Source organism: Chitinophaga sp. G7 BAM 1005, from assembly GCF_057126945.1.
On sequence record NZ_CP181478.1, the window covers coordinates 1,547,815 to 1,562,998 of the forward strand.

Below are 15,184 nucleotides of genomic sequence, written 5' to 3' on the forward strand. Positions count from 1 at the left end.
TTAACCAAAACTTTCAAATGTATGAAGCAATTCATTTGGTGTCATCTCTATGCCATCCGGAAAACGATGCGCACCGGCTGCAGCATATTCCTACTCATTTCACTTGGAACACAATTGCTGTTTGCAGGCGCCTTAACAGGGCAGGCAGCCAGGGAAGTAAAAATAGATGTGCAGCTGGAAAACCACTCCCTGCAGGATGTTTTAACAGAGATAGAAAAGAAAAGCGGACTGTCATTTGTATACAATGATAAACTGGTAGCGGAATACACGCGCTTGTCCGTATCCGCAAACAGGCAACCGCTGTCCGTTGTACTGGACAAGGTACTGAAAAATACAAAGCTCAGTTATCTGCAGAAAGATAACCTGATCATTATTGTGGAAAAAGAAACCCCACGCACTGAAATCACCAGCAATGAAATACCCATACAGCAGGTAACCATACAGGGAAAGGTAACCGATGATAAGAACGAACCACTGCCCGGTGTAAGTGTGAAGGTTAAAAACGGGCAAACAGGAACTTCTACGGATGTGGAAGGAAAATACCGCATCACCGTCGATCCCGGCGCTGTACTTATATTTTCCTATGTTGGCTTCCAGGATGAAGAAGCATTGGTGGGCAACAAAACAGTGGTGGACGTAGTGATGCAGGGCTCCATATCGAGCCTCCGCGAAGCGGTGGTAATTGGTTATGGTACGCAACGCAGGGGCGATGTAACCAGCGCCGTAGCCACCGTGAAGGCCGCTAACTTTGTGAAAGGACCCGTACTGGACGCAGGACAACTGCTGCAGGGAAAAGTTGCAGGTTTAACCATCGCCACACCCAGCGGCAACCCCACCGATGGATCGCAGATATTGCTGCGTGGTAACACCACCTTATTCGGCGCCAATGCCAACCCACTCGTTATCATCGATGGTATCCCCGGCGATCTGAAAACAGTAGCGCCCGAAGATATTGAATCGGTGGATGTATTGAAAGACGGCTCCTCTGCCGCCATCTACGGCGTAAGAGGCTCCAACGGCGTTATCATCATCACTACAAAAAGAGCCAAAGGTACCTTCGCTAACGCCGTGGACTACAGCGGCTATGCTACCACGCAAATGATCTCCAGAAAACTGGGCATGCTCACGGCACAGGATTACCGTGATCAGATCAAAGCCGGTACCAGGCTCGCTTCCTGGGATGCAGGAGGCTCCACAGATTGGCTGAAGGAGGCCACCCGTACGCCGTTTACCCAGGTACATAACCTCACCATCCGAGGCGGCAATGCTACCACCAACTACCTCGCTTCTGCCAACTACCGCGCGTTACAGGGGATCTTTAAAAAGAGCGATAACAATACTTTCTCCGGCAGGATCGATGTGAACCACAGCATGCTGGATGATAAACTGAAACTGAATATCGGTATCCTGAACCAAACCAATAACTACACCCGCAATAATAACGGTGATAACAGTTTTAACGGATGGATCTACCGTCAAACGGTGATCAGGAATCCCACAGAACCGGTGCGTAATGAAAATGGCGATTTCTATGAACAAACCGGCAACTTTGATTACGAGAATCCAATGGCATTGTTATATGAAAGCGACGGAGAAGCCAAGAACGTGAATTCCCGCATGAATGCTACGCTTACCTACAGACCCATTAACAATTTAAAGCTGTCGGCTTTATTCTCCTATGCACGCTTCAATTCCAACAAAGGCTATGCAGAAACGAAGAAGCATATCTCCAATATCAAAAGCGGTGTGAATGGCTTTGCGTCGGTGGCTTCGGATCTGTCTATCGATCGCCTTACGGAATGGACGGCGGAATATAGCCGGTCGTTCAACGCGCATCACTTCACGTTGTTAGGTGGATATGGCTACCAGGAGAATGAATCTTCCGGTAACTATTCCGACAACCAGGATTTTCCGACAGATCTTTTTGGCTATAACAATATTGGTTTAGGAGAAGGCATCAAGAACCAGCTGGCGAATATCAGCAGTTATAAAACAGAATCAAACCTGATCAGTTTTTTTGGACGACTGAACTATAGCTATGAAGACCGCTACCTGCTGATGGCCAGCCTGAGACGGGAAGGAGCCAGCCAGTTGTTTGGCGCGAAGAACCCCTGGGGTAACTTCTGGGCGGCGTCCGGCGGCTGGAGAATTTCAAACGAAAGCTTCATGAAACAGCAACGGCTGTTTGATGATCTGAAACTGCGCGTTGGATATGGTATCACCGGAAATCCGCCAAAGGATGGGTTCTTAAGTCAGCCATTAATCGGCTATGGCGACTATGTATACACCAACGGTAAATGGTCCCGCATCCTGGTACCCTCTACCAATGCCAACCCGTTTATCCGCTGGGAAGAGAAAGCTGAAGCCAATATAGGGCTGGACTTTAGCATGCTGAAAGGCCGCATCAGCGGTAATATAGATGTATACAACCGCCGGATCAAAGGGCTGCTATATAATTATGAAGTGCCCAGTCCGCCAAACCTGTATCGCACCACTACCGCGAACGTAGGTAAAATGGAGAATAAAGGCATTGAGATAATGCTGAACTTCATCCCGGTAAAAGCAAAGGATTTCACCTGGAACACCAGTGTTAATTTTTCCACCAACAGCAATAAATTAATCAGCCTCTCCAACGAATTGTACCAAACTACTACTCCCTACTTCACTGACGGTGCAGCAGGGGTTCCCATCCAAACCTTTACCCACATCGTAACTGTAGGCAAAGGCATTGGCGATTTTTACGGATATAAAGTGATCGATATAAATGATAACGGGAAATGGATATACGAAGGAAGGGATGGCAAGCCGGTGAGCTACGATAATTTTGCGCATGCTTTTGAAGACAAGAAAGTAATCGGTAACGGTTTGCCGAAATACTATGCGGGCTGGAATAATAATTTCTCTTACAAACACTTTGATCTCAGTATCACTATGCGCGGCGCTTTCGGCTACCAGATCATTAATTCGCAGAGGATGTATATGGAGAACCCATCTATCCAGAATTATAATATCCTGAAATCAGCTTATGATCCTGTTTTTGGAAAGAAAGTACTGAATGTAAATGCACTCGAGTTCAACAGCTATTATGTAGAAAACGGCGATTTCTGGAAGATAGATAACATTACGCTGGGCTACACTTTGCCACAGATTAAAAACAAGTATCTCAAAGGTGCGCGTTTCTATGTTTCCTCGCTGAATACTTTCGTTATCACAAAGTACAAAGGACTGGATCCCGAAGTAAACAGGATGGGGCTGAACCCTGGTATGGACGACCGCGACAAGTACCCGTCTACCCGTTCGTTTACCGTTGGTGTGAACCTGAATTTCTAATCTTCCAAAAATACGCATATGAAAATGCTTCGTAAAATAAATCTGCTGATGGTTATTGTTTTACTGTCGGCGTGCACCAAATTGAAAGATACACCATACACCACTATCATCTCCACGGAGTTCAATCCTACCAAAGATGATATAGCCGCGCTGGTGGGCGCAGGATATTCGCAATGGCGGTTTATATTGCTTGACTGGAATGGCCTCTGGCGGGCGCAGGAAGTAACAGGCGATCAGCTGGTGATTCCCAAACGTCCGTGGGGATGGTTTGATGACGGCGTATACCAGCGTTTGCACAAACATACCTGGACTACCGATGACGATGTGGTAAACCAAACCTGGTCCAGGACCTATGCAGGCATCACCAACTGCAACAGGATCATTTACCAGATTGAATCCGGCCTGATACCTATTACAGAAGAAAAAGAAGCAACACTCGCAGAGCTGAAAGTGCTTCGCGCATCGTACTATGCCATCCTGTGCGACTTTTACGGGAATGTTCCTATCGTAACACAGTTTGATTTGCCCTCAGGATTTTTACCTGAACAGAGCACGCGTAAGGAAGTGTATGAATTCATTGTAAAGGAGCTCGCCGATAATATTCCTTTTCTGAGTAAAGACAATACGGTGGCTACCTACGGTAAGTTCAACAAATGGGCGGCCTTCACCCTGCTGGCTAAAATGTACCTGAATGCAGGCGTGTATACCGGTACACCGCAATGGGAAAAATGTATCAACACCTGCGATAGTGTGATCAAATCCGGCGCAGGATATATCCTGGAACCGGCACAAAAGAATGTGTTTGTAACAGAGAATCAGAATTCAAAAGAAATAATACTGGCCATTCCGATGGATGAGGATTATACCAATAACTGGAATGCCTTTGATCTTCATATGCAAACACTGCAGCAGGAAAACCAGGCAACCTATAACCTGAAGAATACGCCCTGGGGTGGTATCTGTGCCATTCCTCAATTTATCGGCACCTTTGACCCTGCCGATGCGCGGTATCAGAACAACTGGATCAAAGGACAACAGTATACCGCCGGCGGCCAGATGCTGTATGTGGCACAGGGCGATTTCGCTGGTAAGCCACTGAACTTTGTAAATGAATTACCCGGCCTGGAAAAGGGAGAGTCGGTGCACGGTTTCCGGTTAGGAAAATTTGAAATAAAGATGGGTTCCACCAACCGGTTGAGTAACGACTACCCACTGTTCCGCTATGCAGAAGTGTTGATGATGCAGGCCGAAAGTTTGCTTCGTATAGGCAAGGCCGATGAGGCAGCGGCCATTGTTACCCAGGTAAGACAAAGGGATTTTGCCGGCAATCCTTCCAAAGCTGTGGTAACCGGCGCCCAGCTGAAAGGCGGCAGTGCCTACCAGTATGGTATGAAAGATGCCGTGAATAATCAGTTCAGCAATGAAGGCGGTGCGGATCTTGTATTCGGACGGTTTTTGGATGAACTGGGCTGGGAGTTTGACCAGGAAGGCCATCGCCGCACTGATATGATCCGGTTTGGCGCATTCACGAAAAAGTCGTGGTTGTCGCATGCCGCCACTAATAATATTAACCGTACGCTATTCCCGATACCCAGAACGGAGATACAGAAGAATAATAATCTGAAACAGAATCCGGGGTATTGAGGTTTATTTTGGTTGTAAATTGAATCACGGGGATGAATAGTCATCCCCGTTTTTTTTGTGGTAACATTCTCCCTTCAAAATAAAATTTCTTCCAACGCTAGGATACTATCATAAATTATTTTAGCTTCATTCTTGTTATAGTGCTTAAACGTATAAGCAATATCAGAATGATCCACGTAGAAATGATGAAAAACGAAGTATTTAACCAGCAGAGCCATAGTTGATTTTATTGTAGGCGGCACTTGCCGGCTATTTTAAATTTGAAACCCACATGAAAAAAAGTAACAACCGGCGTTTTTTTCTGAAGAATATTGCTGTCGCCTACCTGGGCGCTACCACTATTCCTGCTGTAGCGTTGGCGGCAAAGGAAGAAACGCCTGCGTCCGGAGAAAAGAAGGCCCCCGGCGAGCGTCGTTTTAATGAAGCCTACAACGGAAAGTATAATAACCGTATAGCCTTCCCCGTTGGAGGAATAGGCGCCGGCATGTTTTGCCTGGAGGGTACCGGCGCTATTTCGCATATGTCGGTACACCACAACCCCGAAATGTTTTACGAACCGGCTATGTTTGCCGCTATCAGCATTAAAGGTACTCCCAATGGAGCGAGGGTACTGGAAGGAAGTGTGCCCAACTGGAAGAAATTCGGGCAACGTGATGCAGGGTTAGGCGGTACCGGCGGCGCAACCTGGGGGTTACCGCGTTTTAACGAAGCCACTTTTAACGCGCGCTTCCCATTTGCGGATATCCGTCTCCGTGATAACGCATTGCCCTTGCAGGTGAGTATAAAAGGCTGGAGTCCTTTTACGCCGGGAGATGAAGACCATGCCAGTATGCCCTTTGGCGCACTGGAATACCAGTTTACCAATACCGGCACTAAACCGGGGGAATATATTTTTTCCTATCACGCCCGCAACTTTATGCGGCAGGAAGATAAAGGGAATAGTGTAAAGGCCATGCCACAGGGATTTGTTTTATCGCAGGAAGCCATACCCGATGCGCCCGAAAAGAAAGGGGAATTCGCCATCTTTACTACGGAGCCTTCCACTATTGTAGATCATTGCTGGTTCCGCGGCGCCTGGTTTGATCCCTTAACGATGGCATGGAACACCGTAAAAGCAGGCGAAACGCGTAATGCAGCACCGGTAGAGAAAGATGCACCCGGCGGCTCTTTGTATGTACCCTTCCGTTTACAACCCGGAGAAAAAAAGGTGATCCGTCTTATGATGACCTGGTATGTACCGGATTCAAAACTGCATATAGGCGATAATCTGGGTGGCGGCACTCCCGCTACCGGCAAGTATTACCGGCCCTGGTACAGCAGCCGGTTTAAAGATGTTGCAGCAGCAGCCGCTTACTGGTCAGGGCACTATGATGAACTATACCGGCAAACCTCTCTTTTTACAAATACTTTTTATAAAAGCACCCTGCCGCCGGAAGTACTGGAAGCTGTAGCCGCCAACCTCACTATCTTAAAATCCGCTACGGTGATGCGGCAATACGATGGCCGCTTCTGGTGCTGGGAAGGTTCCGGCGACAGCTGGGGAAGCTGCCACGGTACCTGTACGCATGTATGGAATTATGCACAGGCAGTGCCACATCTGTTTCCGGCACTGGAAAGGAGTTTACGCAATACAGAGTTTCATGAAAATCAAAATACGGAAGGACACCAGGGCTTCCGGGCCAATATCCCCATTTCGCCATTGGCGCATAACTTCCATTCAGCCGCCGACGGCCAGCTGGGCGGCATTATGAAAATGTACCGCGACTGGCGTATCAGCGGGGATCACGACTGGCTGAAGAAAATGTTCCCCCTGGTGAAAGTGAGTATGGATTATTGCATCCGCACCTGGGATCCGAAAAGAAAAGGCATCGTGGAAGAACCCCATCATAATACCTACGACATTGAATTCTGGGGTCCCACAGGCATGTGCACCAGTTTCTACCTCGGCGCACTTACCGCATTCACCGCAATGGGCAGCGCGCTCGGGGAAGATGTAAGTGCTTACCAAACGCTTTACGCAAAAGGAAAGCAATACCTGGAAACGGAATTGTATAATGGAGAATATTTTATACAGCAGATAAAATGGACCGACCTGCAGGCGCCCGATCCGGTAAAAGCACAATCGTTCAGCACCCAGTATTCACCGGAAGCACTGGCATTGCTGAAAAAGGAAGGCCCCAAATACCAATACGGCACAGGATGCCTCTCTGATGGCGTACTGGGCTCCTGGATTGCACGCGTATGCGGCCTGCCGGAACCTGTTGATACGGCCAAAACAAAAAGCCACTTACTGGCGGTATATAAATACAATCTTAAAAAAGACCTGCAGCAACATGAAAACCCGCAACGCTCCACCTATGCGCTGGGGCATGAAGGCGGACTGCTGTTATGCTCCTGGCCAAAAGGCGGAATGTTGTCGCTCCCGTTTGTATACAGCAATGAAGTATGGACCGGTATCGAATACCAGGTAGCCTCTCACCTCATGTTCCAGGGAGAAGTGGAAAAGGGGCTTGATATTGTACGCACCTGCCGGGAGCGATACGATGGTACTGTCAGGAATCCTTTCAATGAATATGAATGTGGTCATTGGTATGCCCGCGCCATGTCGAGCTATGGATTGTTGCAGGGACTTACCGGTGTACGGTATGACGCTGTGGATAAGGTCATTCACATTGATTCAAAGATTGGCGATTTCAGCAGCTTCCTGGCTACCGGTAAGGGCTTTGGCACGGTGAGCTGGAAGAAGGGAGTACCCTCCTTAACGGTGGCCTATGGTACTATTCCGGCTGTACATGCCATAGTAGGTGGAAAGAAGATCCCCCTGCAACAATCTGCCGTTTAAATAAAACAGATGAACATTTACCGTTGCCTGGTTTTTAGTATAATCGTTACCGTTAGCACTGCTGCTGCTCAGCAACCCGCGGAGCCGCAATGGATCAGACCCGATAATGCCGCCGCGCCGCCGCTGTGGGGGCTCCGCAATGGCATCGTAATCGGGTTGTGGCCCGCCGCGATAGAAAGCCCGCGGCCAGGAAATGATGGCGGCCCCCGGGGACTACTCCGCATTGGGTATGAATGGAAAGGCATCGTTTACCATCTTAACTACATCGCCATAGAACCGGTAGTGAATGGTAAAATTGAGTTCAGTGAAATATCGCCTTCACGGGTAGACGGAAAGTGGGGCAAGTTGATGTGGACGGGCGAAACCAACGATCCAGGCCGCTTTACGGCCACTGCCGGCGCCCGCGGCGTGCTGTCACATCCTGATGCGCAGCATCCGGAATACACTACGCTCAGCTTTTATGTTTTCATGGAAACATTTGAAAACGGCGCGCGTCCTTATCTCCGGTTGAGCATTAGCAGCCACCGGCCGGAAGAACTATGCATAGAAGTATTTGATCAGCCCGGCGGCACGCCAATGGAGCGCTGCGGTATCACTGCTACAATGGGCAACTATGCACGACTGAGGAAATTATACCTGAAGGATAAAGTCGTGTATGCGAAAACGTTATATGACGGGTATGATGGCACCGGCTTCATAGAAAAAGCAGCCTACCCGTTACAACAAATGCTGCGCAATAAAAGCGGCGATTACCTGGTAATGGCGCAACCCGATGAATCACTGAAGGAGCTGGCCGCCTGGCCGGAAGATGAACAACATGCCGCGCGCTGGGGCTGGCGGTATCGGCCTTTTTATATACTTACCCAGTATTGGCGCAAAGAAGCCCGCGGCACCGATAGCTCACTGCAGGTTAGGGTAAACGGCCGGGCGAAATACTGGAGCGGTGGAAGCACCAACCCAAACGCATACATAAATATACCCGGTGGCCCATCTTTCGAAAACTTTGAATTACGGGAAAAATATAACGCCGGTCAGAAAGTGTATTTTGGTCTTACCCGCAAAACTACTGCGGAACTGCTTGCACAGTAACAGGCGCTGCATGTCTTAATGCGGACTGGAAATCATTCAGGAGCCAATTTCAGCTGACGCGAAGTAGAAGCCGCGGGCGCTGTTTGTTTGACGACAGCAGTGGAATTCATAAAAATATTTTTTAGTTATGGGTGGTAAGTCTGTACTTCATTCACCAGTTGTCCGATATGATCTATACTGATTTCTACCCGGTCGTTGTCCTGTAACGTGAAACTATTGTCCGGCACCAGGCAGGTGCCGGTCATGAGGAAGCAACCATCGGGGAAAGCACAGCCACGGTATAAAAAATTCACCAGCTCCTGGTGACTGCGTTTCATCTGGCTGATAGGCACGCTATCGGAATACTGTACTTCACTGTTCCGGTAAATAGACATGCGGATGATGGTATCCGGAGGAATCGGTTTATCGGGTACCATCAGGCAGGGACCAAGCCCGGCGCATTTCTCGTATACTTTTGCCTGCGGCAGATACAAAGGATTTTCACCTTCTATGCTGCGCGAACTCATGTCGTTGCCTATGGAATAACCTTCAATAGTGCCTTTGCTGCTGATAAACAAAGTAAGCTCCGGCTCCGGCACATCCCAGGAGGAATCGTCGCGGATATACACCATTTGTCCATGACCGGATACGCGGTGCGGCGTAGCTTTGAAGAACAACTCCGGGCGTTCGGCCACATATACCTTATCATAAAAAGTGGCGCCGCCGGATATTTCCGATTCTTCCATGCGGGCGGTACGGCTCCGGTAATAGGTAACGCCGGCGGCCCATACTTCCTGTGAACCGATAGGTGGCTGCAGCGATGTTGCCAGTATTTTTTCAGCAGCAGATTTTTCAATGGGCGACAATCCTTTCAGATCTTCCATCACACGCTGGTATAGACCTTCCCTGTTTACGAATTCATTCCAGCCGGCAATAATGGTGTAGTATTGCTCCTGGTAGGCGATGAGTAAAGTGGTAGTGGTTTTATAAATGTGGATACTATTCATTTGGAATTATTTGTTGGTAAGAAAATGTTGTACGTCTTCCAGTGGCAGCTGCCACAGCTGCATGGCCAGCGCCTGCAATGCTTTACGGTCGCCTTCAAAGTGCAGCGTGGTTTGCCGGTAGCTGAGCGATTCGCCTGCTTTCAGGGCGCGCGCATCTGAAGAGGACTCTACTTCATAGAAGGGGCCCATTTGCGTGCCGTCGGCGAGGGGCCCGTCATTATAGCAATTCACTGCGTCGCCTTTAAATGGCTCTTTCTGCAATTCCCATTTTGAATTTACATAACGGCCCTGTGGTACTACGTTATAGAGTAGTACGGTGAGCGTGTTGTTTTCAAGATCAATACTGCCGGCGCCTCTTTTGGCTACGAGCGGAGAGAGGCCCAGTTTGCCGCGGGCCTTTCCATCTGCACGGAACAGCAGGAGGCTGTCTTTTAACTTTAAATTCTGTGCTGGTATCTTTCCAAAATAATCATCCGTAATATGTTGGGTGGCATCAGGGCCTGGTCTGAAAGGTGCTACAATAGCCGTTTGATCGGATGGTTTAAACATGCCTAACAGCCAGATGCTCAATAATCCGTTTTCTTCCTGCCAGCTGCTGTCGCCTTTGTTGGTAATGGTGTTATCTGTTTCGTAGGCCACGCTGCTGATACCTGCGGGCAGCGCAAATCCAATACTGGAAACAATGTCGGCGTTGTTCAGCAACCGGATGGTTCTGTTGATCTGTAAGTGAAATGAGCTGCCTTTATAGTTTTGAATTGTTCCTTCCTGTTGATAGGTAATGCTGTTTTCCGACTGTGCAGTTACTGCATAATGTGCGGTATCTATCAGGCCGGGTGTTTGCCAGTTGGCAAAATCGAAGGGTTTTCCCGGGGGGAAGAAGAGTGCGTACTGTCCGCCTTCCGGCCCCAGCCAGAAACGTTCTTCGCCGCCAAAGGCATTGATATGTGGCGCGTATTGCTGCGATGATACCAGGTTGTAATTGATCCAGCCAAAACTCTTTCCTTTATCGCCGCCGGTGGTGCTGGTCATTACACGCGCCTGGTAGTCGCCGGTAACCACCAGCCGGCCGCTGTCGCTGCCATTTTTCAACACCACTACATTCTTCAGATGTTGCTGTAAAAAAGATACATCTTCACCAAAATTTGAAGGCTTCATATTATTGGGTTCTTTCGTTGGTCCGGCGCCGTTACAGCCAAAAAGCGCTGCCGCAATACAACCGGAGAGAAGGATAGATTTCATAACGATGGCATTTTGCGTAATAAAAAATGAGCTACAATGATACTCCTCTTTTCCAGGGAATAAAATCATCCTGTCCGAGTACCTGTGCTTTTGTCTGGTAGTTGCCGCTGGCGGTATCTATCACCATTTCCATGATACGGGCAGCCACTTCATCGATAGATGCTTCTCCATTGATGATGGCGCCGGTATCAAGATCAATGATGTCATGCATTTTGCGGGCGAGTATAGTGTTGGTAGATAGTTTAACGACCGGTGTAACGGGGTTGCCGGTAGGCGTGCCGAGGCCGGTGGTAAACAGTACAATGTTAGCGCCTGCCCCCACTTCAGCTGTAGTGGATTCCACGTCGCTGCCGGGTGTGCAGAGCAGGGCAAGCCCCGGACGTTGTACCCATCCCGGATAATCTATTACATCCGTTACAGGGGAGGAGCCGCCTTTTTTTGCGGCGCCCGCCGATTTGATAGCGTCTGTGATCAAGCCATCGCGGATGTTACCAGCAGAAGGGTTGGAGTCGAAGCCGGAACCTACCGCTTCCGCCCTGCTGGCGTAATCGCGCATCAGTTGTACATAGCGTGCGGCCATGTCCGTAGTAACGCAGCGATCGCTCAGCTCCTGTTCCACACCGCATAGTTCCGGGAATTCCGATAGTATCACCGAACCGCCTAATGCCACCAGGATATCGGCTACTTTGCCTACAGCCGGATTGGCAGAGATACCGGAGAACCCGTCGGAGCCGCCGCACTCCATGCCGATACATAATTTGTTAAGTGGCGCGGGTTGCCGCTGCCAGCTGTTGGCCTGCGTTAGCCCTTCAAAGGTTTGTTGCAGCGCCTGCGTCATCAGTTCCTTTTCCGAACCTACCTGTTGCTGTTCGAGATAGATAACGGTTCTGTCGAAGCCCGGCGACCGTTTTTCAATTTCTTCTTTGAGGATACTGATCTGCGCATTCTGACATCCGAGGCTCAGCACCGTAGCGCCGGCCACATTGGGATGGGTGATGTAACCCGCCAGTAATCCGCAGAGCGTACGTGCGTCATCTTTAGTACCGCCGCAGCCCATTGTGTGCGTGAGCAGTTTAATACCATCGATGTTGGGGAAGGTACGGGTGGGCAGCGTCAGCGTGGATGTAGCGGCAGAATGATCCTGCCGGTAATCCTGCAGTAACTGTTGCAGCATGGATTCATAGGGAGAGGGCTCCCGGTAGCCCAGCTCTTTCACCAGCATTTCATGCAGCAGTTGTACATTGCGGTTTTCGCAGAATACCAACGGAATAATTACCCAGTAGTTGCCGGTGCCTACGCGGCCATCTTTGCGGTGATAGCCCATAAAGGTGCGGTTTTTCCAGGGAGATGTATCCGGTGGCGTCCATTCGGCGTGGCGCTCGCCGCTCACGCTGAACTGGCCGGAGGCATGGCGTATATTCCGGGTGGTGATGAGTTCACCGGCCGGAAGATCTTCATTGGCCAGTCCTACCAGTACGCCGTACATAATAATGGGCGCATCTTTCGGGATATTACCCGCTGCTATTTTATGCTTGGCGGCAATATCACGTATAGCCGTTACTGTTTGTTTTCCGTTGCTCGCTGCGGTGCCGGCAGGAATGTTTTGCAATGCTACCCAAACGTTATCCGCGGGATGGATTTGTAATATGCTTTGTTTCATCGTTGCTCGAATAAAATAAATTTATGCCAGTGCCCTGTCGAGGTGTACATAGCCACCATCCACATGAATGAGTTGCCCGGTGGTGTGGCTCGATTTCCCCGACAGGAGGAAGGCCGTCATTTGGGCAATTTCTTCCGGGGTGGTCATGCGCTTTTCAAGTGGGATGCGTTCCACGATGCTGGCCAGTTTGGCTGCTTTATCGGGGAAGGTATTGATCCAGCTTTCGTATAAAGGCGTCCACGATTCGGCTACCACGATGGCGTTTACGCGGATGCTGAAAGGCAGCAGTTCCACGGCCCATTCACGGGTAAGCGCATTGCGGCCGCCATTGGCGGCAGCGTATGCGGAAGTGTTACCCTGACCCGTTTCTGCGGTTTTAGAAGTGATGTTTACAATAGCGCCCCTGGATGTTTTCAGGAAGGGAAGTGCGTGATGTGCCATCAGGTAATAGTGTACGAGGTTGCGGTGCAATGATTGCATAAATGCTTCGTAGTTTCCTTTTTCCAGTCCTACGCCATCGTTGATACCTGCGTTATTAACAATCCCGTCTATCCGTCCGAATTCCGCTGCCACTGCGGCCACGGCTTTTTCGCAGGCCAGCGGATCGGTCAGTTCTGCTACTACCTGTGCGCCATTGCCACCTGCTTCCCGGATACGTTCCAGCTGCAGGAGATTATCGGCTTCACTTCTGCCGATGATAACGGGAGTGGCGCCTTCCTGTGCCAACACTGCGCTGATAGCGGCGCCAATGCCTTTGGCGCCGCCGGTTACGATGATGATTTTATCTTTTAAACCCAGGTCCATACGTAATATTTAGAGGGAGTTTTTTGAAATGTCGCCATTCACCTGTCGCCATATCTTCATAGGATTTTCATCCTGAAGTTCGGGTGGCAGCAGGTAAGCGGGGAAGTCCTGGTAACATACGGGGCGGCAGAAGCGGTAGATCGCTGCCGTGCCTACGGATGTGCCGGCGGCAGGGGTAGTGGCCGGCCAGGGGCCGCCATGTACCATCGCATGACTAACGGCTACGCCTGTAGGAAATCCGTTGATGATGATCCTGCCTGCTTTCTCCCGTAAAATATCTATCAAAGCCGCGTGTTGCTGCAGTTCTTCTGCTGTACCATGAATGGTGGCGGTAAGTTGTCCTTCCAGCCGCCGGGCTACCGTGTATATTTCTTCTATGCTGCCGGCGTGGATATGCAGGGAGGAGGGGCCAAATACTTCATGACAGAGGGCCGGGTTTTCCAGGACCTGCGCGGCTGTAACCTGCAGCAGGCTGGGGGTGGCCTGTTGATCAGCAGGCGTGGCTTCACCCAGTATTTGTACGCCCTGCTCACGCAGGGTGGCAATACCATTATTATACGCGGCTAATATACCGGGTGTGAGCATGTAGCCGTTTGGTAATGTGCCTATGTCTTGCCGGAGCGCGTTGATAAAGGCATCCGTGGCATTGCCTGCTGCGGTGATGAACAAACCGGGATTGGTACAAAACTGCCCGGTGCCCAGGGTAACAGATTGCAGGAATTGCGTGGCGAGCGCAGTTCCTTTCTCCTGAAGTATTCCCGGAAGAAAAAACACCGGGTTTACGCTGCCCATTTCTGCAAATACAGGAATAGGCATTGCTCTTCGTGTAGCCGTGTCATATAGTGCCTTGCCTCCTTTAAAGGAGCCGGTAAAAGCGATGGCAGACACCAGTGGGTGTGCTGCCAGGTATTGCCCTGTTTCATGGGAGGTGCCATGTACCAGGGAGAATACGCCATCGGGCATATTGGTGCGCAGTACTGCTTTGCGTATAGCCGTAGCCGTTAAATGCGAGGTGTGCGGATGTGCGGGATGCGCTTTGAACACCACCGTACAGCCGGCAGCCAGTGCAGCGGTAGTGTCGCCGCCGGCTACGGAAAATGCCAGTGGAAAGTTGCTGGCGCCAAAGATACCGGTAACGCCTATGGGAATCTGCATTTGGCGCAGGTCAGGAGCGGGTGTGGTGATCCGCGCATTTACCCAGGAGCCTTCCGTGATGGTAGCGGCAAACAGCCGTAGTTGTCCCGTAGTGCGGTCTCTTTCTCCCTGTAGTCTCGGCAGTGGTAGTCCGCTCTCTGCCGAAGCTACGTTGATTAATTCATCTCCCAGGGAAATTATTTCCTCCGCAATCGCCTGCAGGAAAGCGGCCCTTTGCTGCGGGGTTGTTTTCTTATAAACGGTAAATGCCTGTGCGGCTAAATTTAAAGCCGAGTCAATTTCGCCGGTGGTGGCTTCCCTGAATTCCTGCGGCAGCCATTGCTGCTGCAGGGGAGCGAATGCGCGGAAGGTATGGTCGCCTTCACCGGAAAAGTTATTGCCTATCATCTGTAATCCTGTCAACGAGGTTCTGTTCATCTTCCTGGTATTTTTATG

Annotated in this window: 9 protein-coding genes; 4 read left to right on the forward strand and 5 right to left on the reverse strand. The window is 50.1% G+C overall.

Annotated elements, in window-relative coordinates:
• Positions 1–21: 21 nt before the first annotated feature.
• The 4 genes from ACMXI2_RS06250 (at position 22) to ACMXI2_RS06265 (ending at position 8,905) form a co-directional block, all read left to right on the forward strand.
• Positions 22–3,330 (forward strand): TonB-dependent receptor, encoded by a 3,309-nt coding sequence (locus tag ACMXI2_RS06250; RefSeq protein WP_483780839.1) that lies wholly within the window; start codon positions 22–24, stop codon positions 3,328–3,330.
• An 18-nt stretch (positions 3,331–3,348) separates the two neighbouring features.
• Positions 3,349–4,974, forward strand: coding sequence for a RagB/SusD family nutrient uptake outer membrane protein (locus ACMXI2_RS06255; RefSeq protein ID WP_483780840.1), 1,626 nt, complete (start codon positions 3,349–3,351; stop codon positions 4,972–4,974).
• 271 nt (positions 4,975–5,245) lie between these two features.
• The gene (locus ACMXI2_RS06260) at positions 5,246–7,816 is read left to right on the forward strand and encodes a GH116 family glycosyl hydrolase (protein ID WP_483780841.1); all 2,571 of its coding nucleotides are present in this window, start codon (positions 5,246–5,248) and stop codon (positions 7,814–7,816) included.
• Positions 7,817–7,825: 9 nt separating this feature from the next.
• The gene (locus tag ACMXI2_RS06265) at positions 7,826–8,905 is read left to right on the forward strand and encodes a hypothetical protein (protein WP_483780842.1); all 1,080 of its coding nucleotides are present in this window, start codon (positions 7,826–7,828) and stop codon (positions 8,903–8,905) included.
• 125 nt (positions 8,906–9,030) lie between these two features.
• Here the strand turns inward: ACMXI2_RS06265 and ACMXI2_RS06270 are convergent, their stop codons facing one another.
• Genes ACMXI2_RS06270 through ACMXI2_RS06290 form a run of 5 tightly spaced genes read right to left on the reverse strand, consistent with a single transcriptional unit; the run spans position 9,031 to position 15,166 of the window.
• Positions 9,031–9,891: a fumarylacetoacetate hydrolase family protein gene (locus ACMXI2_RS06270; RefSeq protein ID WP_483780843.1), complete on the reverse strand. Its 861-nt coding sequence runs from the start codon at positions 9,889–9,891 to the stop codon at positions 9,031–9,033.
• A 6-nt stretch (positions 9,892–9,897) separates the two neighbouring features.
• Positions 9,898–11,130 (reverse strand): DUF6786 family protein, encoded by a 1,233-nt coding sequence (locus tag ACMXI2_RS06275; protein ID WP_483780844.1) that lies wholly within the window; start codon positions 11,128–11,130, stop codon positions 9,898–9,900.
• 31 nt (positions 11,131–11,161) lie between these two features.
• The gene (locus ACMXI2_RS06280) at positions 11,162–12,790 is read right to left on the reverse strand and encodes a UxaA family hydrolase (RefSeq protein ID WP_483780845.1); all 1,629 of its coding nucleotides are present in this window, start codon (positions 12,788–12,790) and stop codon (positions 11,162–11,164) included.
• A 21-nt stretch (positions 12,791–12,811) separates the two neighbouring features.
• Positions 12,812–13,594 (reverse strand): L-fucose dehydrogenase, encoded by a 783-nt coding sequence (locus ACMXI2_RS06285; RefSeq protein WP_483780846.1) that lies wholly within the window; start codon positions 13,592–13,594, stop codon positions 12,812–12,814.
• Between the two features lie 9 nt (positions 13,595–13,603).
• Positions 13,604–15,166, reverse strand: a complete 1,563-nt coding sequence (locus ACMXI2_RS06290; RefSeq protein ID WP_483780847.1) for an aldehyde dehydrogenase (NADP(+)) — start codon at positions 15,164–15,166, stop codon at positions 13,604–13,606.
• Positions 15,167–15,184 lie beyond the last annotated feature (18 nt).